The following is a 21,812-nucleotide window of genomic DNA, read 5'->3' as shown; positions in this document are numbered from 1 at the left end:
CCAAACTACACATAAACATGTAGTTTTACTTATTTTGATTTCAGTTTCTTTTTAACAGCTACCTCTTGGAACGCTTCTACTATATCTCCTTCTACTATATCATTGTAGTTCTTGATCTGAAGTCCACAGTCATAGCCTTTGGAAACTTCCCTAACATCATCCTTGAATCTTTTCAACGATGCTAATGTTCCGGTATAAATTACCACGCCATCACGTATTAAACGAATATTGGAATTTCTAAATATCTTACCACTGGTTACCATACAACCTGCAATGGTTCCAATTTTGGAAATCTTGAATGTTTCCCTAATTTCTGCCGTACCGGTTATCTCTTCTTTCATTTCCGGGGACAACATGCCTTCCATTGCATCCTTAAGGTCATTGATTGCCGCATAAATAATGGAATACATACGGATATCTATTTCCTCTTTCTCTGCAATGGCCTTGGCATTACCCATTGGCCTTACATTAAATCCTATTATGACCGCGTCTGATGCAGATGCAAGAAGTACATCAGATTCCGTAATTGGCCCTACCGCCTTATGAATGATATTAACTTGGATTTCATCCGTAGATAACTTTTGGAACGAATCTGTAAGTGCTTCAACCGAACCGTCCACATCACCTTTAAGGATAATATTAAGTTCCTTAAATTCACCTAATGCAATTCTTCTACCAATTTCATCTAGTGTTATATGACGTTGCGTTCTAACGGATTGCTCCCTTTGTAACTGTGATCTACGAGATGCAATTTGTTTTGCTTCACGTTCATCTTCCAGTACATAGAACTTATCACCGGCCTGCGATGCTCCATCTAGACCAAGAATGGATATTGGCCTAGAAGGACCAACTTCCGTTACCGCATTACCACGCTCATCTTGCATGGCCTTAATTTTACCACTGGTGGTACCGGCTAGTACATAATCCCCTATTTTAAGGGTTCCTGCCTGTACCAAGACCGTTGATACATACCCCTTACCTTTATCCAGGTAAGCCTCAACGACTGTTCCACTGGCCAGTTTATCAGGATTTGCCTTCAGCTCCAATATTTCAGCCTCCAACAATACTTTTTCCAATAATTCCTTGACCCCTAGACCTGTCTTGGCAGAAATATCATGCGATTGAATTTTACCGCCCCAATCTTCTACCAATAAATTCATTTGTGCCAAGCCTTCCTTGATCTTATCAGGGTTTGCGGTTGGTCTATCGATTTTATTAATTGCAAAAACAATAGGTACGCCAGCTGCTTGCGCATGGCTTATGGCCTCCTTAGTCTGCGGCATTATATCGTCATCAGCTGCAATTACGATTATAGCGATATCCGTTACTTGTGCTCCCCTTGCACGCATTGCGGTAAACGCCTCGTGACCAGGTGTATCCAAGAATGCAATACGCTCCCTATTTTCCAAAGTAACCCCGTATGCACCAATGTGCTGGGTAATACCTCCACTTTCACCCGCAATTACGTTTTCCTTTCTAATATAATCCAGAAGAGAGGTTTTTCCGTGATCCACGTGCCCCATTACGGTCACGATCGGAGCCCTAGGCTTCAAATCCTCAGGAGCATCTGGCTCCTCAACAATACTTTCTTCTATATCTGCGGTTACAAAATCTACTTCATATCCAAATTCCTCTGCTACGATAGATAACGTTTCCGCATCTAAACGCTGGTTCATGGTCACCATAATACCTAAGGACATACAGGCAGAAATAATTTCTGTTGTAGAAACCCCCATCATTGTAGCAACTTCCGTAGCCGTAACAAACTCGGTAACCTTAAGTACCTTATTCTCTAATTCTTGTTTTTCAAGATCCTTTTCCGTTTGCTCACGGTGCTGATCTCTTTTACTTCTTCTATATTTAGCACCTTTACCTTTTTTGGACTTGCCTTGCAGCTTCTCCAAGGTTTCACGTACTTGCTTTTGAACATCTTCTTCCGTAGGCTCCACTTTGGCGGTTGGGGCAAATCTACCTCTACCTTTACGATCCCCAGTAGTATTGGAGGGTCTTGATTGACCTCCACCCGGTCCAGATGTATTTTTTGTAACGATTCTTCTACGCCTCTTCTTACGATCGGTAGATTTATCTGCAGGTTTCTTATCCGCTGGTTTCTTTTTGGGCTTTTCGAATTTACTTAAATCGATTTTAGCGCCAGCAATTTTAGGACCTGATAATTTTTGATATTGGGTCTCTATGGTAACGGGAGCTTCCGGCTCTGCCGTTCCCTTATCCTTAGCTTCACTTGCAGTTTCAGCTTTTTCTTCCTTCTTGGATTCACTTACCTTAGGCGTTTCTGCCTTCGGTTCGTCTTTTTTGACCTCTTCTTTTTTGGCTACAGGAGCTTCTATTGGCTTTTCTACCTCAACCTTTTCAGTTTTTTGAACCTCTTCTTTTGCTTCAGGCTTAACTTCGGCCTTTGCTTCGGTTTTTGGAACATCCTTAGCAGGCTCTTCTTTCTTCTTTTTAGGATTCAGATCAATCTTACCGACCATCTTTGGCCCGGCAAGTTCAACTTTTCCTACCAAGGTCGACTCTTCTGATTCGGCATTTCTACGCTCACGGGCCAAGCGACGATCATCTTGTTCCTTTTCCAGTTGTACCCTAATTGCCTCTTTCTCTTTCCGCTTTTCCTCTCCTACTTCCTTAGATGCAACTTTTTTACTCTTGTCCGTCTGGAACTCGTCAAGCAAAACTTGATAAACATCATCAGAAATTTTAGTGGTAGGCCTAGCTTCCACATCATGTCCTTTTCCGTTTAGAAAGTCCACTGCCCTATCCAAGGAAATATTAAGTTCACGAAGAACTTTATTAAGCCTTATTTTCGCATTGTCTGCCATAAATACTGATTCCCGTTCTTTTATTTAAGTGCTAATATATAGCTAATCTTCTAATTCTTCTTTTAGGATGCGAACAACTTCAACAATTGTTTCCTCCTCAAGATCAGTACGCTTTACCAAATCACTAACATCTTGTTCTAAAACGCTACGTGCGGTATCCATACCTATCTTCTTGAATTCCTCTATGATCCAAGCATCGATTTCATCTGAAAACTCGGTCAATTCCACATCTTCCTCAACTCCTTCACGGAAAACATCTATCTCATAACCTGTCAACTGACCTGCCAATCTAATATTATGTCCTCCCCTACCAATAGCTTTGGAAACTTCTTCTGGTTTAAGGTAAACCTGAGCGGTCTTTTTTTCCTCGTTCAACTTTACAGAAGACACTCTAGCTGGGCTCAAAGCCCTGGTAACCAACAATTGTGGGTTTGCCGTCCAGTTGATTACATCTATATTTTCGTTCCCCAGTTCACGGACAATACCATGAATCCTAGATCCTTTCATTCCTACACAAGCACCAACAGGGTCAATACGGTCATCATAGGAATCTACTGCCACCTTAGCTTTTTCCCCTGGTATACGAACCGCCTTTTTAACCGTGATCAAACCGTCAAATACTTCGGGTATCTCTTGGAAAAACAACTGCTCCAAGAATTTGGGAGAACTTCTTGACATGATAATGGTAGGCTTTGCGCCTTTAAGTTCAACACTTTCAATAATACCCCTAACATTATCACCTTTACGGAAAAAATCCGATGGTATCTGCCTATCTTTTGGAAGAACGATTTCATTGCCTTCGTCATCCAACAAAATTATAGCCTTATGGCGAATATGATGTACTTCTGCCGTATATATTTCACCTTCCAAATCTTTAAAGTGCTTATATATGGTAGTATTGTCATGCTCATGAATCTTAGAAATTAGGTTTTGCCTTAATGCCAAAATAGCCCTTCTTCCCAAGTCAATTAATTTAACCTCTTCTGAAACATCCTCACCAACTTCAAAATCCGGCTCTATCTTACGAGCTTCTGACAAGGAAATTTCCTCATTGGGCTCTTCAACCTCACCATCGTTTACCACAACACGGTTACGCCAAATTTCCAAATCTCCTTTATCTGGGTTAATAATGATATCAAAGTTATCATCTGAACCAAATTTCTTTTTTAGCGCATTTCTAAAAACATCTTCCAAAATGGCCATTAGTGTTACCCTGTCTATGAACTTATCGTCCTTAAACTCTGAGAAAGATTCAATTAACGCAATATTTTCCATTGGTAATTACAATTAAAATTTTAATACAACTTTTGCTTTAATAATATCTGAAAAATTTACTTCTTCTTTTTTTTGAACGGTAACCTTTCCTTTTCCTATTGGCTTAGGTTCTCTAGCCTTCCACTCTAAAACTATAGAATTTTCATTAACGGCAGTTAAATTAGCCTCAAATTTATCATCATTGGTTCTTACTTCAAGTTTTCTTCCAATATTTTTTAAATATTGGCGAGGCATCACCAATGGCGAAGCCGCTCCTGCCGATGCCACCTCTAGGGAAAAATCATGCTCGTCACGATCTAGGTTATGCTCAATGGCGCGGCTGATCTTTATACAATCACTTACCGTAACACCATGATCCCCATCAATAACCACATGTATACTATTATCGGCCCCCATTGTAAAATCTATTAAAAACAATGAAGGGTCTTCCTTTAGACCTAGTTCCAATAACTCCTTTACTTTTTCCTTTAGCATAAATAATAAGTAATAAAAGAGGGGACTAATTGTCCCCTCATGAATACCTTTATATCCTTTCAGCACTGCAAATATAATATTTTTTAGGATTAATGTCCTAATTTTCAATCACAATCATTCAATAATTTCAATCGTTTTCTCTAACCGCAAAGGATTACCATTTTGATCTAATCCTTGCAGAACTATAGAATACCCCCCAATTGCCTCTTTTGTATCTATTTCTATTAAGGAATTATTCTTTACCGCTACATTGGGCGCCCAATACAACACCTCACCCATCTTAAATTCCTTTCTTCCTAATCTACTTTATAATCATTATATAAAATCATCATGGCGTCCGCGGCCTCTTTTAACTGTAACTCGCTTAAATCCCCAGACCCTTTCATTTGTGTTGCCATTGCCAATGAATTACCAAGGGCGCTCATTTGCAAACCCGCTACATGTTTATTTTCAATAAGTCAAAATTTAACATTCCCCTTAAATCTTTACCTTTAACCTACATTATTACCTATGGAAACACTAACCACTTACGATTTTATTATTACAGCATCCATCATAGTCATTGCATCTTTTTGGTTTAATATAATCAGCAAGAAAACAAATATACCTTCCGTATTACTGCTAATTCTTCTTGGGATAATTTTAAACCTAAGCCTACAATTTTTGTTTGGCTCGGTCCCGGATTTTATTGGCAGTTTAAAGATATTGGGAACAATAGGATTGATCATGATCGTCCTGGAGGCGGCATTGGAACTAGAACTCAAACGGGAGAAATTCTGGCCCATTCTCAAATCAATGGTCATTGCGGTATTAGGCCTTATAGCTTCTGCCTATGTTGCCGCTTTGATTTTACATCAATTTATCCCTAATATGACCATGCAATCTGCCTGGCTTTATGCAACTCCTTTATCTATTCTTTCCAGTGCAATCATTATCCCTAGTGTAGGCGGGCTTAATGAAAAGAAAAAAGAGTTTCATATCTACGAAAGTACTTTTTCCGATATTATAGGAATAATGATGTTTTACTTTTTAACCGGCAAACTGAATCCTACCGAAGATCAAGGGGCCGTTGGTTTTGCATGGAATTTAGCACTGACCATTGTTATTGCTTTAGTTGCCAGTTATGCTATTATCCTAATATTTCAGCGAATTCAAAGTCAGGCCAAACTTTTTTTACTTATAGCTGTTTTGCTTCTCTTGTATGCTATTGGCAAAAAAATGCATTTGTCCTCTTTGATCATCATTTTGGTCTTTGGACTTATCGTTAAAAACGTGAAATTATTTTTCCCTGGCAAAACCAAAATTTTTCTCGAATCTGAGCGAATGAAGCAGATATATCACGAACTGCATATTATAACCTTAGAGACCGCTTTTGTGATCCGCACATTCTTTTTTGTCATCTTTGGAGTCACCATTGTACTTTCTTCCCTATTAAGTTTAAACGTTGCTTTTGTAAGTTTATTGATCATAATTTCTATTTATGGAATTAGATATCTGTTGTTATTTGTGTTTATAAGAAAAGACATCCTGCCTCAATTATTTATAGCACCCAGGGGATTAATTACCGTTCTATTGTTCTATGCCATACCCTCAGAAGCACAAGTAGATGGTTTTGAATCTGGCATACTACTCTTTGTGATTATTGCCACAAGTTTGATTATGACATGGGCCATGATAAAGGACAAACAAAAAATTGGGACTTTATTAGATGAAATTGATGAAGAAATAGTAGACCGCAATCTTACCGAGGATATTATCCGCGAAAATCAAATGGAAAATAAAAAGGAAATTTCCGAAAAAGGACCTGGTGAACAAATCATAGATTCCACTACAAGAAAAGATATGGGAAATAAAAGCGGGAAGCTAGAATAATACCTATCAAAAGTATTATTCAGACAAATAAGAAGCCTGAACTTCCTGTCTTTCATTAAGCGCCTGTAGTTCTGCTTCCCCTAAACTATCCACTTCCTTTCTAAATCGTAAAATCATAAGGGTATCTAACTGTTGATCAATACTGTCCCTAAACACTTTCCAATTGGTAGCGTTCATCTTACTATTATACTCCATTATTTTGTTGAACCGATCCAAATTATACCTGTTGGCCTTCCAGGCATGTGTGGTACTCTCTTCATGCTTTAGATCTTGAAGGTAAATTCCAATACCAAAACTAGCAATAATTACAACGATTATAATTTTTAAAACTTTTGGGGAAAGGTTCATAAGGTCAAGTAATTTAGGGTGCTAAGTTAACAAATACGGTGATTGAAATAGTTTCTTTTCCGATGAATTTGTAACCTTATCAGTTTAAATGTACAAAAATACTTACATATTTAAACAGCTTCCTAAATTTTATTAATTACCGCACCATAAAGAAAAACCCGTAATCCAATTTGGATAACGGGTTTAAACACTTCTTAGTTGGCCCACAAGGACTCGAACCTTGAATGACGGTACCAAAAACCGGAGTGTTACCATTACACCATGGGCCAATACCTTCTAAGAGGCTGCAAATTTAAAACAAAGTTTCGTTTCACCAAACATTTTTTATGGTAAAAATTAAAAACATCTGATTACACCCCTGTTAAAGGTTTATAAAAATTGTTTATAGTTGTCTATATTAATTAGTAAATTCGCCACTTAGGTTTAACCCAAGTTTCATGTTTTCAAAGAACTATCATAAGTGGGACATCATATTAGGATGGTCCGTGTTTTTCATTGCCCTAATTACATATTATATTACTGTTGAGCCCACCAATAGTTTTTGGGATGCCGGGGAATATATTGCCACAGCGGCAAAACTTCAAGTAGGACATCCACCAGGAGCACCTTTATTACAAATGATCGGCGCATTTTTTGCAATGTTTGCCATTGAACCTAGCAAAGTGGCCATGATGGTAAATTTGGTTTCCGGTGTTTCCAGTGCCTTTACCATTTTGTTCATGTTCTGGACTATAACTAATATTACCAGAAAGTTGATCGATAAGGATGGCCCTTTTACCAACAGTAAGGCTATTGCCGTGTTTGGGAGTGCCATAGTTGGTTCTTTGGCCTTTACCTTTTCAGATAGTTTTTGGTTCAATGCCGTAGAGACGGAAGTATATGCCATGGCAAGTTTCATTATGGCCTTGTTATTATGGCTTGGTTTAAAATGGACGGATAATCTGGATGATTCTCGCGGCAATAGATGGATTGTTTTAATATCATTTGTTGTTGGCCTAACATTTGGAATTCAGTTTATGGGCTTTTTGGCCATTCCCTCCATTGGCTTGCTATATTACTTTAAAACATACAAAAAAACGACTGTTAAGAATTTTTTGATCGCCAATATTGTAGTCATTGCCATTTTAATGCTTGTTTATAAATTTTCGCTGACCTATGTCTTGAAACTATTTGGTTGGGGAGAAGTATTCTTTATCAACAGTATTGGATTGCCCTTTAATTCGGGATCGATTATAATAGGTTTATTGTTCATTGCCGCCTTTTATTTTGGGTTGAATTATACCAGAAAGAACAATTATAGAACGGCTAATACCATTGTATTGTGCCTTATGTTCTTATTTCTTGGGTTTTCATCTTGGCTAATGTTGCCTATCCGTGCAAATGCCAACGTGGTGATCAACGAAAACAATCCGGAAGATGCCAGGGCATTATTAGCCTATTATAATAGGGAACAGTATCCTGGGGTAGATAGTCCCGTTTACGGATCATACTATTCAGATATGTTTGCCCCACCAGGGGAAGACCAAGATGGCAAACCCAAGTATGAAAAGGATTATGCGCTGGGCAAATATATTATAGTAAACAAATACAAGAACGCTGTTCAGGGCCCAAATCCTGACCACCAAGGGTTGTTGCCCAGAATGTGGAGCCCTCAGAATGCGGAGAACTATATGCGTTACTTTGGCGCTTTGGATTTTAGGGTAACCCAGTCCAGTCAAGAATTACGGCAAGCGGCAGAACAGGTTAAGACCGGATTTGCCAATGGGGAAATTGGAGCAGATCAATACATTAGTTTTCTTAAAAGATTTGACGAATACATTGAGGTACAGCCCCCAACACTATGGGAGAATATTGAATACATGATAGAATTTCAGTTCAATTACATGTATCTACGTTACTTTATGTGGAACTTTGTTGGTAAACAAAATGATGTTCAAGGTCGTTATAATGAAAACGGAAATTGGTTAAGCGGTATTAATTTTATAGACAGTCTAAGACTGGGAAGTCAAGATAATTTACCTAGTGATATTAAAAATAATCCTGGCAGAAACACCTATTTTTTTCTACCATTGCTTTTAGGAATCATTGGTATTGTCTTCCAAGTTTCCAAGGATAAAAAACAATTTTGGGTCCTTATGATCTTCTTTCTTTTTACCGGGTTGGCTATTCAGTTCTATACCAATCCAGGAATATTTCAACCTAGGGAAAGAGATTATTCGTTGGTAGGTTCATTTTATGTTTTTGCGTTGTGGATCGGGATCGGGGTTTACGGTCTGTATGATGGTTTCAAAGATTGGGTAACCCCAAAAATACTAGCACCTGCCATAGTTATTGTAAGCCTACTTGCCGTACCAACCGTAATGGCCGTCCAAAATTGGGACGATCATGACCGATCTAATAGATTTACCGCCAACAGTACCGCTAAAGCCTATCTAGATTCGTGTCAGGAAGATGTTGGGGCCATTCTTTTCACCATAGGGGACAATGATACTTTTCCTATTTGGTACGCCCAGGAAATTGAAAATTATAGGACAGATGTACGCATAGTGTGCACCAGTTTATTTGAAACGGATTGGTATGTGGACCAAATGAAGAAAAAAGCCTATGAAAGTGACCCAATCCCTACTCAGATTTCACACGAGAAATATAGAACAGGCTCAAGAGATGTCCTATATCATCAAGGTATTACGGAAAACAGGTGGCCGATCAAAGACTTTATTAATTGGATCGATAGTGATAAGCCACGTACAAAACTTAAGTATTTGTTTGAACAAAATGGTGCTGATTTAAGTCAATATTCTGAAGATACCCAAAATATGGTTTACTATCCTACCAATAAAATAAGGGTTCCAGTGAACAAACAGAATGTGTTGAACTCAGGTCTTGTCAAGGAAAAAGATGCAGATTTAATCGTAGACTATATAGATATTGACCTTCCTGGCGCCATTACCAAAAAAAGCATGATGATGCTCGATATTCTTGCGAACAATGATTGGAAACGCCCGCTCTATTTTTCCGGGGGTAGTTTTGATGATGCAGAATACCTTTGGATGAAGGACTACCTACAACTAGATGGTCTTGCCTATAAATTAGTTCCAATCCGCACAGAACGTCCAAATGCTTTTGAACTGGGACGGATAGATACTGATCTTATGTACGACATTGTCAAGAAATGGGAATGGGGCAATGCCGGAGGAGATATTTATCATGATACACAAACCCGTATTCAGAGTGTTTCATTTAGAGGCAATTTAGCACGATTAATGGAAGCATTGATAAAGGAAAACAAAATGGACAAGGCTAAGGAAATCATTGAAATCTCCTTACAGAATATGCCTGTGGACAAGTTTGGCTACTATACATTAATAGAACCATTTATAGATGGTTATTATAAGGTGGGCGAAAGCAAAAAAGGGTATGAACTCTTTGAGGTCTTAAAGAAAAAATATCAAGAAAGGCTAGAATATTATGCCTATACCAATGTAGATGAACAATATAGCAACATTGATGATATTATCGCGGATATGGAAGCCTACAGAAGAAACATAGATATTATCATACAGAACGATACGGAAGACTTAGCTGAAAAAGAAACCTTGATCTTTAACGAATACATTGATAAGTTTCAGCATTTCTACAAGGACGAGGATAGTATGGAACTTTTGGAGGAAAGTATTCAAGGAGATCCTGATATGACGGACACTCTTCCCATATCGGACACCATAGTTCCGGATAACACCAAAACAGATATGTTGGAGGACACGGTCAATCTAAGCATACAACAATAAAAGCTTTGGGCATGGTCCAAAGCTTTATCGTATCATTTTAACACTGGTAAGTAACTTCCTAAACGTATTCCTTAAGAATACCTATAAGGGTATTGGCATCTTGTTCACCGCTTTGGCGCCAGACCATTTCCCCTTTTTTATAGATCATTAATGTAGGCAATCCTTTAACGCGCAAGGCTTGGGAAAGTTCCTTATTTTTATCCACATCGATCTTGATCACCTTGCCTTTATCCCCTAAAGCTGCCGCTACATCTCTAAGCACAGGGTGCATAGATGTAGACTGCTCGTTCCACTCGGCATAAAAATCGAGTAGTACCGGTATTTTTAAATCTATAAGCTCTCCAAATTTGGACATATAAATTGCTTTTCTATGTTAGCCAAATGTAATAAAAATTGTTAAAAAATTATCCTTGACTTCTTATTTGTATGACTTTAAAAGGGTTAAAATCATGTTAATGCCTTTTTTCGTAAAGTTATAACGGTAATTTCTGGCCAAATACCAACCCTTCCTGGGTAGCCCAAGAATCCAAATCCCCTATTTACGTTTATGAACTGACCCAATTCCTTATAAATTCCTGCCCAATATGGGTAACGCCATTTTACTGGGCTCCATTTTACCCATCCTGGTATTTCTATACCAAATTGCATTCCATGGGTATGTCCGCTAAGGGTAAGATGATAATGATAAGGGTCATTGATGACTTCCATCTCCCAATGCGAAGGATCATGACTCATCAATATTTTAAAATCATCCTTATCTATTGCTGCAGAAGCCTTTTTAAGGTCCCCTGCTTTCTTAAAACCGCCCTTTCCCCAATTTTCTACACCTATCAACGCAATTTTATCTTCCCCTTTTTGCAAATAACGATGCTCGTTTAACAAAAGGTCAAAACCCATGTTTCGCTGCAATTCTTTAAGATCTTCCAAATTTTTGCTTTTGAGCTCCTCCGTTTCCCATGGAATGTAATCCCCGTAATCATGGTTGCCCAATACAGAAAACTTACCATCTTTTGCTTTTAATGTACCAAAGAGATCAGCCCAGGGCAACATTTCAGAAGTCATATTATTGACCATATCCCCCGTAAACAAAAGCACATCACTTTTCTGTTTATTGATGAGATCAACACCATACTCGATCATCTTTCTATTATCAAAACTACCACTATGAATATCAGATATTTGGGTAATTTGATAGCCATCAAAACTTTCCGGCAGATCATCAAACTCCAACGTGTACCGCAATACCTTAAAATTATATTTACCCTTATACATACCATATAATAATGCTCCAAAGGGAATAGAGGCTACGCCCAAAGCCAATAAGCTCAAGAAACGTCTGCGTGCCGGAAGTCCAAATTCCTTTCCTGCACCAAAAAATCGTTGATATATTCCGGTAGAGATTCTGAAAAGATCCTCAGAAAACAAAAATAATATGGTAATAATATTGAAGGTCAACACTGTCAATAACAAACCAAATGCATAACTCTTGGAAATACTTAAGACACGTCCTGTTTCCTCACCAACCGTAAATTGATAAATAAAATTGGCCATGACCACCAAAGAAATGGCAATATACAGGTAGGACCACCATGATTGCTTAGTTACTGTTTTTAAGGCCTGCAGTACATAAAAGCTAAGTGCTACATATAATATGGTAAAAATAACCCATCGTGCCATAAATTCTATTTTTTACAAAGATATCCGTATCACAGTGGTATACGTGCTCATTTCAATTTTATTTAACCTTGGTCACCACTTCATGAACATTTTTAAATTGGGTCACGGCCACATGGTCATCACTTAAAAAAGATTTGGAATTCATGGTTATAGGGGCAATTTTATCCAGTTTTTTTTCCATTGCGGTTCCGGATAAGTGTACGGCTTTAAAACCTAGGTCCTTGAACAAGCTTACATTACCTGCATTGACACCTGAACCGGGCATAATATCAATATATGAACTATGTTTTTGTAAATCGCATAACAACTGTAGACCTTTAGGTGCAGAATTTTGCTGCCCTGAAGTCAACACGTAATCCATTTCCAATTCTTCCAATTGCCTAATTGCCTCTATAGGGTTTTCCACCCAGTCAAAAGCTCTATGAAAGGTAAATTTCAAATGACCGGCAGCCTGTTTCAATATTTTTGTTCGTTCAACATCTACCTTAAAATTTTGATGCAATACCCCTGAGACAATTCCAGAAAACCCCAGTTCAACACACAAGTTAATATCGGTCACCATAATATTGAGTTCATCATCTGTATATGAAAAATTGCCACTTCTTGGACGTATCAACACATGAACGGGAATGGAAACCCGCTCCTTGACCATTTTCAACAATCCATAGGAAGGTGTCAATCCGCCTACAGCAAGCTCTGAACAAAGTTCAATTCGGTCTGCCCCAGCACGTTCCGCAATCAAGGCAGATTCCAAGGAATTTGCACAAACTTCTACTAGCATATTCTTATATTTAAGGCCTCTAAAAGTAAAGAACCCAAACCATGAAAAGAAGAAAGTTCATAAGAAATTCCAGCACAATAGCGGCAGGTATCATATCTGCACCAATTTTAGCCTCTTGCAAGGAGGAAACGGCCGTTAACCTACCAAGTAAGGCCCCAACTGTTCCTATAGCCATATGTACCTGGGATTTTGGAAATGCAACGGCCAAGGCTTGGGAGGTATTACAGGAAGGCGGCAGTTCGTTAGATGCTGTTCACCAAGGCGTTATGGTAGAGGAGAATGACCTCAACAACAATACCGTAGGTAATGGCGGTCGTCCCGATCGTGACGGAAGGGTTACTTTAGATGCATGTATTATGGACAAGGACGGGAATTGCGGTGCCGTATTGGCCATGCAAAATATTGCCAATCCCATTTCCGTGGCAAGAAAGGTAATGGAAGAAACCCCACATGTTATGTTGGCCGGCAAAGGAGCGGAACAATTTGCATACGAGCAAGGTTTTGAAAAGACCAATCTACTTACTGAGAAAGCAAGACAAGACTGGCTTGAATGGAAGAAAACTTCTGAATATAAACCAATTATCAACATTGAAAACCACGATACCATAGGTATGCTGGCAATTGATGCTAAAGGTGATATTGCTGGCGCATGTACTACGAGCGGTATGGCCTATAAAATGGCCGGTAGGGTTGGTGACTCCCCTATCATTGGAGCGGGACTGTTCATTGACAATGAGGTTGGCGGGGCAACTGCGACTGGGGTAGGTGAAGAAGTGGTCAGGACCGTAGGCAGCTTTCTTATCGTTGAACTCATGCGGCAGGGAAAAACCCCTCAAGAGGCTTGTGAGGAAGGTGTTAAACGCATCATTGCCAAAAACAAGGACAAACAAGATTTTCAAATTGGGTTTATAGCCATAAACAAGCAAGGAGAAACAGGTGCATATTGTATTCACCCGGGGTTCACGTACAGAACATACACCAAAGACGGTCATGTCAACAATCCCTCACAGAGTTACCTTAACGGGTAAGACTTAAAATGAATTCCATTTCAATTTGTACTTTTAATCCCTACACAAACAATATACTCACATGGCCGATCAAAAAAGACTGTTTTTACTGGATGCATATGCATTGATATTTCGTGGTTACTACGCCCTTATAAAGAATCCAAGAATAAATTCTCAAGGTATGGACACCTCCGCAATCATGGGTTTTATGAATTCTTTGTTTGATGTGATCAGAAGGGAAAAGCCAGACCATTTGGCCGTATGCTTTGACAAAGGCGGTAGTGTGGAACGTACGGAAATGTTTGAAGCATATAAAGCAAATAGGGACGAAACACCGGACGCCATTCGTTTGGCCATACCTTATATTCAAGATATTTTAAAGGCAATGCACATACCTAGTGTAGTATTGGAAGGCTGGGAAGCAGATGATATCATTGGCACATTGTCAAAACAGGCGGAAAAAGAGGACTATAAGGTTTTTATGGTTACTCCTGATAAGGATTTTGGACAATTGGTCTCAGAAAACATTTTTATGTATCGCCCGGCACGTATGGGTAACGGTATTGAAATCTGGGGAATTCCTGAAGTTCAAAAACGTTTTGGTGTAGAGCGTCCGGAACAGGTTATAGATTATTTGGGCATGATGGGCGATGCCAGTGACAATATCCCGGGCTTGCCAGGTGTTGGCGATAAGACTGCAAAAAAATTCATTGCCCAATTTGGCAGTATTGAGAATCTTTTGGCCAATACCGATCAGCTAAAGGGAAAGATGAAAGAGAAGATTGAGGCCAATAAGGAATTAGGTATTTTATCCAAAAAACTGGCAACCATTTGTATAGATTGTGATGTTACTTTCAACGCATCTGACTATGAGCTTTCCGTGCCGGATTTTGAAAAGGTGCAGGAAATTTTTGAACAACTAGAATTTAGAAGACTTAAAGATCAGTTTTTGAAAATATTTGCAACGGACACCCAAGAGCAGGTTACACAGGTTTCTAGCACACCTACGGCCAAGAAAGAACTGCAAGATGCGGGTTCCGGTCAGTTTTCCTTGTTTGGCAATGCTGCAGATGCAGGAGCCACTGTCAAGGATTATTCCAGTAGAAAAACTATAGCGGATGTGGCCCATGCCTACCAAAGTGTACTACCGGGTATGGCGATGAAATTATTTTTACAAAATTTAATGAAACAACCCTCGGTATGCTTTGATACCGAAACTACGGGCCTTAACCCTATCACGGCAGAATTGGTAGGTATTGCTTTTTCGTGGGAGGCAACCAAAGGGTTTTATATCCCATTTCCCGATAATAAGGACGAAACCCAGAAACTGCTAGAGGAATTACGCCCGTTCTTTGAATCTGAAACTATTGAGAAAATTGGCCAAAACCTTAAATATGACATTAAGGTATTGGACAAATATAATATTGACGTGAAAGGACCGCTATTTGATACGATGCTGGCCCATTACCTCATTAATCCGGATATGCGTCATAATATGGATGTATTATCTGAAACTTATCTTAATTACACTCCCATCTCCATAACGGAACTAATTGGAAAAAAAGGTAAGAATCAGTTGAATATGCGAGATGTACCGTTAGAGAAACAAACGGAATATGCCGTAGAGGATGCGGACATCACCTATCAACTAGCACAACAATTTAGACCAGAATTAAAAGAGGCCAATACGGAAAAACTGTTCAATGATATAGAAATACCTTTATTACGCGTATTAGCGGATATGGAACTTGAAGGCATTAATTTGGACAAGGAGTTTTTAAACTCACTTTCCCAAGATTTAAACGACGATATTGCCACACTTGAGGCAAAAATATATGAAGTGGCCGGTGAAGAGTTCAATATTGGATCACCCAAACAATTGGGCGAAATTCTTTTTGACAAACTGAAATTGGTTGACAAACCTAAAAAAACCAAGACAGGTCAATATTCAACTGCAGAAGATGTATTGTCCTATTTGGCAAAAGACCATGAGATCATACAAAATGTATTGGACTATAGGGGGCTTGCAAAACTTAAAAGTACCTATGTAGATGCATTGCCCGAACAGGTAGAACCCTCTACGGGTCGTGTACATACAGATTACATGCAAACCGTGGCAGCTACAGGACGTTTAAGCAGTAACAATCCCAATTTACAGAACATTCCTATTAGAACGGAGCGGGGACGTCAAGTACGAAAAGCTTTTGTTCCAAGAGACGAGAACTATACATTATTAGCAGCAGATTACTCACAAATAGAACTACGGATCATTGCGGCACTTAGCGAAGAAACCACAATGATCGAAGCCTTTAAAAATGGCGAGGACATTCACGCCTCTACTGCTTCAAAGGTATTTGGGGTTCCCTTGGAAGAGGTGACCAGGGAACAAAGAAGCAATGCCAAAACGGTTAATTTTGGTATTATATATGGTGTATCGGCCTTTGGATTAAGTAACCAGACCAACTTATCCAGATCAGAGGCAAAAGAACTTATAGACACCTATTATAAAACATATCCAAAACTACGGAACTATATGAGCGAGCAAGTTGATTTTGCCCGTGAAAATGGCTACGTGCAAACCATTTTGGGCAGAAGGAGATACCTAAAGGATATAAATGGCAGCAATGCCATGGTAAGGGGCGCAGCGGAAAGAAACGCGGTAAATGCCCCTATTCAAGGTAGTGCTGCCGACATAATTAAAATTGCTATGATCAACATTCATAAAAAGCTGGAGGAAAAGAAGTTCAAGACTAAAATGCTTTTGCAAGTACATGATGAATTGGTATTTGATGTTTATAAAACCGAATTGGATGAATTAAAGCACCTGATCAAGGCTGAAATGGAAAATGCCTATAAAATTGCCGTTCCGCTGGATGTAGAAGTAGGTGTTGGTGATAACTGGCTGGTTGCGCACTAGTTAGCTTAAAAACTAAAATATCGACTTAAAATTTGTAAGAATGAAATGTTGTAGTATATCGATTATTAATACTATAATATAATTATGATAGTTATATTACGGTTAGATAACCTACAACAAAACCTATGTCTAAAAACTACACTAAACTGCTTTTTGCAGTATTTATCCTGTTTAGCTTTCAACTTTCATCCCAAGGCACAGCTGCTTCTGACCGAGAGGCGTTAATAGCCTTTTACAATTCAACAGATGGAGATAATTGGACTATCTCTTGGGATTTAAGTGCCCCTACCGATTCTTGGTATGGTGTCACAACAGACGCAAACGGAAGAGTCACGAACATTCTTATTCAGTCCAATGGTTTGGTAGGCACCTTACCGGATGAACTAGGGAATTTATCTGAATTACAGAGTTTAGAACTACACAGAAACTTTTATATCGGCTATATACCAAATATTCTTAACGGTTCAATCCCCAGTACATTTCAGAATCTTAAAAAACTTGAAATTTTAAACCTTTTTGCTACAGGTATCAGCGGGACTATTCCAAATGAGATTGGGCAAATGACCGCTCTTAAGGAACTATGGTTATCCAGTAATGAACTCACAGGAGAACTACCAACAACGCTTGGCAACCTTTCAAATCTAGAGCTGTTGTTAATGGACAGTAACAAATTAACCGGTAACATTCCAGCACAATTAGGACAGTTAAGTAATTTAAAAAGATTAAACCTAATAAACAATGACTTTACAGGTAACATCCCTTCTGATTTAGGTCTGTTAACCAACCTTACGGAGCTAAACTTAGGTTGGAACGATTTAACAGGAAATATACCCGATACTTTTGGTCAATTGGTAAATCTAAAAATTTTGTATTTATCCATTAATAAGCTGTCAGGTCCTATACCTTCAACTTTAGGCAATTTATCATTACTAGAAAGCCTAGAAATGGGTCAAAATAGTCTTACCGGCACAATACCAAATAGTCTAGGACAACTAAGTAACTTGACCAGACTTAATCTTAGAACCAACAACTTGGAAAGTGGTATACCTTCAGAAATAGGACAGTTGACAAATTTGGTAGAAATTCTCTTAAGTGGTAATAATCTCACAGGAACAATTCCTGTACAATTAGGTAATTTAAGCAATTTGACCAAGCTACATTTACATGATAATCAATTATCAGGTAATATTCCAGAAGTATTAGGCAATCTTACCAACATGGCTGACCTAAACTTATACAAAAACCTTTTAGAGGGTACTATTCCTGTAAGTCTGTCCCAGTTAAACAATTTGACTTCACTCAGCTTTAGCTCAAATAAACTTAATGGTAATATCCCTATTTTTTCTAAGGACAATATTCAAGTTTTATCATTTACGAACAACAATTTCATATTTGAAGATTTGTTCAATACGCTGGGCAATCAGGCCAATGCAATTTACTATCCTCAACTAAATATAGATGAACCTGCAACCATTGACACGGAAACAGGGGATGTCTTTACCATTTCGGTTACCGCCACAACAGATTCCAATAATAATTACCAATGGCGTAAAGATGGAGAAGATATTGATGGTGCTACCAGTTCCACATTTACCATAACAAGCGTTTCCTCTGCAGACATAGGATCTTATGATTGTTTAATTTCAAATTCCGCTTTACCGGAACTAATATTAAATAAAAACCCTATTCTACTAACGGTAGACGGAGCCAGCATTATAGATACCGACAATGATGGTATTGCAGATAGCAACGACGAATGTCCTAATACGCCCCCTGGAGAATCAGTGAATTTTACAGGTTGTTCTTCCAGTCAGTTAGATGATGATAATGATGGCGTGACCAATAATCTTGATGTATGTAGAAATACTCCGGTAGGTGAACCAGTTGATGAAAAAGGATGTATAATTATTCCTCCTAACCAAACCAACTATCTGCAAAATTTTAGTTTTGAAAACTGGTCGGGAACTCCAAATGCTCCTGACAATTGGTCAATAGTGAATGCTACATCTTTTTCCCAAGCCAATTTCTATCATGCAACGGAAGGTCGTTATGCATTACGACTAGATCTAAGCACAAGTATATCTGAAAGAACCGAGTTAAGCACTAGAAATGTAAGCAAGGTCTCATTACAGAAAAACAAGGCACATACGTTCGCTTTTGATTATAAAGTTTATGTAGGTACAGGTGAATCTATAACGGCCACACTTTGGATATTAAAGGATAACGGAAATTATGCAACACAATATATTTCAGAATCGCTCTCATTAAATACAGATGGAGAATGGCATACCTATTTGTACGACTTTACTACGGATACCGAAGATGAGGACTATGTTTTTGAATTAGAATTCAGAGCCACATCTGCCCCACAAAGTATAATTGTAGTAGACTATATGCGCGTACTTGGTGAAACTCCACCAGACGAAGATAATGATGGGGTTACAGATGCCATTGACCAATGTCCAAACACATCTCCCAACGCATTGGCCGTAGATGATAATGGCTGCGAAGTTGCAATAGACAATTCCAATATAATAGAAGACCCCAGCTTTGAAGATTGGTCAATTGGCGGAGGTAGTAATTTGGCTAAATGGGGAATTAATTTGATACCTGCAAGTTCATGGAACAAAAATGAAGATATAAGTGATAATTTAGAATATAGTCTAGAATTGACGACGGGCGATAACGGATCTAACGCTTCTTCAATTTTCCAAAACGATATTCAATTATACAAAGGTGTAGAATATGAAATATCAATTGATTATAAAGTAATACAGGGCAGCTTCAATATATTACAATTTGAATTATCCCGAGGCATATTTGCCGAAAGTGTGCATAAAGTAACCACAGATCCTTTTGATGACGGATGGCGAACATTCAAAGTATATTATACCGCAGAATCAAATGAAATCGTAGATTTAAATATTAGGGCGGTATCCGATCAACCACAAGATCACATCTTATTGGATAATATGGTACTTAGAGCAAACATTGCCAGTACCGATGATGACAATGATGGCGTTGAGAATACAATTGACCAATGTCCAAATACACCAGCCGGGGAAACCGTTAATTCCAACGGGTGTTCACAAAGTCAATTGGATGATGACAACGATGGCGTATTTAACGATAATGATACTTGTCCAAACACCCCACAGGGTTCTTTTGTAGATAATAACGGTTGCCCAGTAACGCAAACAGATACAGATGAAGATGAAGACGGGGTATTTGATGCGGATGATGTATGCCCAAATACACCTGCAGGAGAAACGGTCAATAGTAACGGATGTGCACAGAGCCAATTGGACGATGATAACGATGGTGTAAACAACGCTGTTGATCAATGCCCCAATACACCAATGAACGCCACTGTAAATTCAGTTGGGTGCACGTCAAGTGAAAGTTCATTACCCAATATTCCCAATAATGGTATACAAATAAAGGTTACCAGTACAAGTTGTCCCAATACCGCTAATGGAGAAATAACGGTTAACTTTAGTCAGGACTATAATTATACCGTAAAGTTCATTGGAGATTCGTTGAACACGACATACACTAACTTTGACAGCAGTGAAGATTTAATACAGTCAGACCTAACGGCCGGCATATATTCAGTATGCGTAAGTATACCGGAATATCCAGCTTTTGAACAATGTTTTTCGGTGACCGTAGGTGTGCCGGAAGATTTTACAACAGGAAAAACCGTGATAGATTATCATGCACAGAAAGCAAGGATTATCGTATCAGGGAGCAAAAATTATGAAGTTTTGGTCAATAATAAATTGTATACCTACCAATTTAACGACTTATCCAACCAAGAGCTTTCATTTCCGTTGGATAAGGGAATTAACCACATTTCAATAGAAACCGATAAAATTTGCCAAGGTACGTTTAGTGAGCACCTCATCATAAACAAGGCAATACTATCCCCTAATCCTGTTGCAGAAACATTAAGAGTAGAAGGTCTTGACACGATGAACAACGCTCAAGTTTTAATTGCCAATCTAAACGGAGTAACCGCCGTGCATACAACTAGCGTTATAAGCAATGGAATATTTTCAATGGATATATCTAACCTTGACCCAGGTGTTTATATGTTGACCATTTTAGAGAATGAAAAAGAAATCAACTTAAAATTTGTAAAAAAATGAAAATAGCTATACAATTAATTCTAGCAATGGCCATATTGGTTTCTTGTGGTGGCAAGGATTCTAACAGTCCTACCCCACCAAAAGAAGAAGCGGAAAAAGAATTAGGTGCTTTTGCATTAACCTTCCCAGACAATAATCTTATCTGTACGGAAGGTGAGGAAAATGCAGAAGGAGGCATAGATATTGAGTTCCTTTGGACCGCATCTGCCAACGCAACCTCTTATGACCTAGAATTAATAAACCAAGAAACGAATACTACGGATACTAGAACGGTAAACGGAACATCAGTAGTAATAAGTTTACCTAAAGGCACCCAATTTACTTGGCAGATAACTGCCAAATTAAATTCAAAAACCTTAAAAAGCGATTCTTGGAACTTTTATTCACAAGGTACGGTGACCGAAAGCTACGCTCCATTTCCGGCAGTCATAGAGGTAGAGGACCAAGGAAATTCAACAGTGGCCATTTCTTGGATTGCCGAAGATCTAGATGATGACCTTACCAGTTATGACGTATCTATAGGAACAACACAAAACCAAGAAGTCCTGCTAGAGGATACAACATTGACAACAACGAATTTCACCTATACAAACGGCGAAGTTTATATTGCAAAAGTTATCTCAAAAGATAGTAACGGTAATACGTCAACCAATGAATTGACATTTAGCTTTTAATAAGCAATGTT

At 38.5% G+C, this 21,812-nt stretch carries 15 protein-coding genes and 1 tRNA gene; 6 read left to right on the top strand and 10 right to left on the bottom strand.

Features of this window, described 5'->3' with window-relative positions:
- Positions 1–29 precede the first annotated feature (29 nt).
- From infB to Q2T41_RS12420, 5 genes are all read right to left on the bottom strand, one after another.
- Positions 30–2,837 (bottom strand): translation initiation factor IF-2, encoded by a 2,808-nt coding sequence (gene infB / locus Q2T41_RS12440; RefSeq protein WP_304436356.1) that lies wholly within the window; start codon positions 2,835–2,837, stop codon positions 30–32.
- 42 nt (positions 2,838–2,879) lie between these two features.
- Positions 2,880–4,112: a transcription termination factor NusA gene (gene nusA, locus Q2T41_RS12435; protein WP_089259328.1), complete on the bottom strand. Its 1,233-nt coding sequence runs from the start codon at positions 4,110–4,112 to the stop codon at positions 2,880–2,882.
- 12 nt (positions 4,113–4,124) lie between these two features.
- On the bottom strand, positions 4,125–4,586 hold the full coding sequence (gene rimP / locus Q2T41_RS12430; protein WP_304437439.1) for a ribosome assembly cofactor RimP: 462 nt from the start codon (positions 4,584–4,586) through the stop codon (positions 4,125–4,127).
- A gap of 114 nt (positions 4,587–4,700) precedes the next feature.
- Complete coding sequence (locus tag Q2T41_RS12425) at positions 4,701–4,865, bottom strand: hypothetical protein (protein ID WP_304436355.1); 165 nt, start codon at positions 4,863–4,865, stop codon at positions 4,701–4,703.
- A 17-nt stretch (positions 4,866–4,882) separates the two neighbouring features.
- Positions 4,883–5,011 carry a hypothetical protein gene (locus Q2T41_RS12420; protein WP_304436354.1) on the bottom strand — a complete coding sequence of 43 codons (129 nt, stop codon included), beginning with the start codon at positions 5,009–5,011 and terminating at the stop codon, positions 4,883–4,885.
- An 85-nt stretch (positions 5,012–5,096) separates the two neighbouring features.
- Here Q2T41_RS12420 and Q2T41_RS12415 point away from each other — a divergent pair, with 85 nt between their 5' ends.
- Positions 5,097–6,458 (top strand): cation:proton antiporter domain-containing protein, encoded by a 1,362-nt coding sequence (locus tag Q2T41_RS12415; RefSeq protein WP_304436353.1) that lies wholly within the window; start codon positions 5,097–5,099, stop codon positions 6,456–6,458.
- Positions 6,459–6,473: 15 nt separating this feature from the next.
- Here Q2T41_RS12415 and Q2T41_RS12410 read toward each other — a convergent pair whose 3' ends face one another.
- Both Q2T41_RS12410 and Q2T41_RS12405 read right to left on the bottom strand, forming a co-directional pair.
- Entirely contained in the window at positions 6,474–6,806 is a 333-nt protein-coding gene (locus tag Q2T41_RS12410; RefSeq protein WP_304436352.1) for a hypothetical protein, read from the bottom strand.
- A 198-nt stretch (positions 6,807–7,004) separates the two neighbouring features.
- Positions 7,005–7,075: transfer RNA gene (locus Q2T41_RS12405), tRNA-Gln, on the bottom strand.
- Positions 7,076–7,243: 168 nt separating this feature from the next.
- Here Q2T41_RS12405 and Q2T41_RS12400 point away from each other — a divergent pair.
- Positions 7,244–10,594 carry a glycosyltransferase family 117 protein gene (locus tag Q2T41_RS12400; RefSeq protein WP_304436351.1) on the top strand — a complete coding sequence of 1,117 codons (3,351 nt, stop codon included), beginning with the start codon at positions 7,244–7,246 and terminating at the stop codon, positions 10,592–10,594.
- Positions 10,595–10,652: 58 nt separating this feature from the next.
- On the opposite strand, the gene Q2T41_RS12395 is transcribed toward Q2T41_RS12400, so the two are convergent.
- From Q2T41_RS12395 to Q2T41_RS12385, 3 genes are all read right to left on the bottom strand, one after another.
- A complete protein-coding gene (locus tag Q2T41_RS12395) occupies positions 10,653–10,949 on the bottom strand; it encodes a thioredoxin family protein (protein ID WP_089259318.1) in 297 nt (98 codons plus the stop codon).
- Between the two features lie 92 nt (positions 10,950–11,041).
- Positions 11,042–12,271, bottom strand: coding sequence for a metallophosphoesterase (locus tag Q2T41_RS12390; protein ID WP_304436350.1), 1,230 nt, complete (start codon positions 12,269–12,271; stop codon positions 11,042–11,044).
- Positions 12,272–12,329: 58 nt separating this feature from the next.
- On the bottom strand, positions 12,330–13,052 hold the full coding sequence (locus Q2T41_RS12385; protein ID WP_304436349.1) for a copper homeostasis protein CutC: 723 nt from the start codon (positions 13,050–13,052) through the stop codon (positions 12,330–12,332).
- A gap of 41 nt (positions 13,053–13,093) precedes the next feature.
- Between Q2T41_RS12385 and Q2T41_RS12380 the strand changes: the two genes are divergently transcribed.
- The 4 genes from Q2T41_RS12380 to Q2T41_RS12365 all read left to right on the top strand — a co-directional run bounded on the left by Q2T41_RS12380 (position 13,094) and on the right by Q2T41_RS12365 (position 21,801).
- Positions 13,094–14,080 (top strand): isoaspartyl peptidase/L-asparaginase family protein, encoded by a 987-nt coding sequence (locus Q2T41_RS12380; RefSeq protein ID WP_089259312.1) that lies wholly within the window; start codon positions 13,094–13,096, stop codon positions 14,078–14,080.
- A 61-nt stretch (positions 14,081–14,141) separates the two neighbouring features.
- The gene (gene polA, locus Q2T41_RS12375; RefSeq protein WP_304436348.1) at positions 14,142–16,976 is read left to right on the top strand and encodes a DNA polymerase I; all 2,835 of its coding nucleotides are present in this window, start codon (positions 14,142–14,144) and stop codon (positions 16,974–16,976) included.
- A 125-nt stretch (positions 16,977–17,101) separates the two neighbouring features.
- On the top strand, positions 17,102–21,127 hold the full coding sequence (locus Q2T41_RS12370; RefSeq protein ID WP_304436347.1) for a leucine-rich repeat domain-containing protein: 4,026 nt from the start codon (positions 17,102–17,104) through the stop codon (positions 21,125–21,127).
- Positions 21,124–21,801, top strand: a complete 678-nt coding sequence (locus Q2T41_RS12365; RefSeq protein WP_304436346.1) for a hypothetical protein — start codon at positions 21,124–21,126, stop codon at positions 21,799–21,801. Before Q2T41_RS12370 ends, Q2T41_RS12365 begins: the two co-directional genes overlap by 4 nt.
- Positions 21,802–21,812 lie beyond the last annotated feature (11 nt).

The organism is Maribacter confluentis, from assembly GCF_030505015.1.
Classification (GTDB): Bacteria; Bacteroidota; Bacteroidia; order Flavobacteriales; family Flavobacteriaceae; genus Maribacter; species Maribacter sedimenticola.
This window is presented reverse-complemented; position numbering and strand designations above follow the sequence as displayed.

Excerpts from the sequence above, each read along its gene's own strand:
- infB (WP_304436356.1), bottom strand. The coding sequence starts at position 2,837 with ATGGCAGACAATGCGAAAATAAGGCTTAATAAAGTTCTTCGTGAACTT.
- nusA (WP_089259328.1), bottom strand. The coding sequence starts at position 4,112 with ATGGAAAATATTGCGTTAATTGAATCTTTCTCAGAGTTTAAGGACGAT.
- rimP (WP_304437439.1), bottom strand. The coding sequence starts at position 4,586 with ATGCTAAAGGAAAAAGTAAAGGAGTTATTGGAACTAGGTCTAAAGGAA.
- Q2T41_RS12425 (WP_304436355.1), bottom strand. The coding sequence starts at position 4,865 with ATGGGTGAGGTGTTGTATTGGGCGCCCAATGTAGCGGTAAAGAATAAT.
- Q2T41_RS12420 (WP_304436354.1), bottom strand. The coding sequence starts at position 5,011 with ATGAGCGCCCTTGGTAATTCATTGGCAATGGCAACACAAATGAAAGGG.
- Q2T41_RS12415 (WP_304436353.1), top strand. The coding sequence starts at position 5,097 with ATGGAAACACTAACCACTTACGATTTTATTATTACAGCATCCATCATA.
- Q2T41_RS12410 (WP_304436352.1), bottom strand. The coding sequence starts at position 6,806 with ATGAACCTTTCCCCAAAAGTTTTAAAAATTATAATCGTTGTAATTATT.
- Q2T41_RS12400 (WP_304436351.1), top strand. The coding sequence starts at position 7,244 with ATGTTTTCAAAGAACTATCATAAGTGGGACATCATATTAGGATGGTCC.
- Q2T41_RS12395 (WP_089259318.1), bottom strand. The coding sequence starts at position 10,949 with ATGTCCAAATTTGGAGAGCTTATAGATTTAAAAATACCGGTACTACTC.
- Q2T41_RS12390 (WP_304436350.1), bottom strand. The coding sequence starts at position 12,271 with ATGGCACGATGGGTTATTTTTACCATATTATATGTAGCACTTAGCTTT.
- Q2T41_RS12385 (WP_304436349.1), bottom strand. The coding sequence starts at position 13,052 with ATGCTAGTAGAAGTTTGTGCAAATTCCTTGGAATCTGCCTTGATTGCG.
- Q2T41_RS12380 (WP_089259312.1), top strand. The coding sequence starts at position 13,094 with ATGAAAAGAAGAAAGTTCATAAGAAATTCCAGCACAATAGCGGCAGGT.
- polA (WP_304436348.1), top strand. The coding sequence starts at position 14,142 with ATGGCCGATCAAAAAAGACTGTTTTTACTGGATGCATATGCATTGATA.
- Q2T41_RS12370 (WP_304436347.1), top strand. The coding sequence starts at position 17,102 with ATGTCTAAAAACTACACTAAACTGCTTTTTGCAGTATTTATCCTGTTT.
- Q2T41_RS12365 (WP_304436346.1), top strand. The coding sequence starts at position 21,124 with ATGAAAATAGCTATACAATTAATTCTAGCAATGGCCATATTGGTTTCT.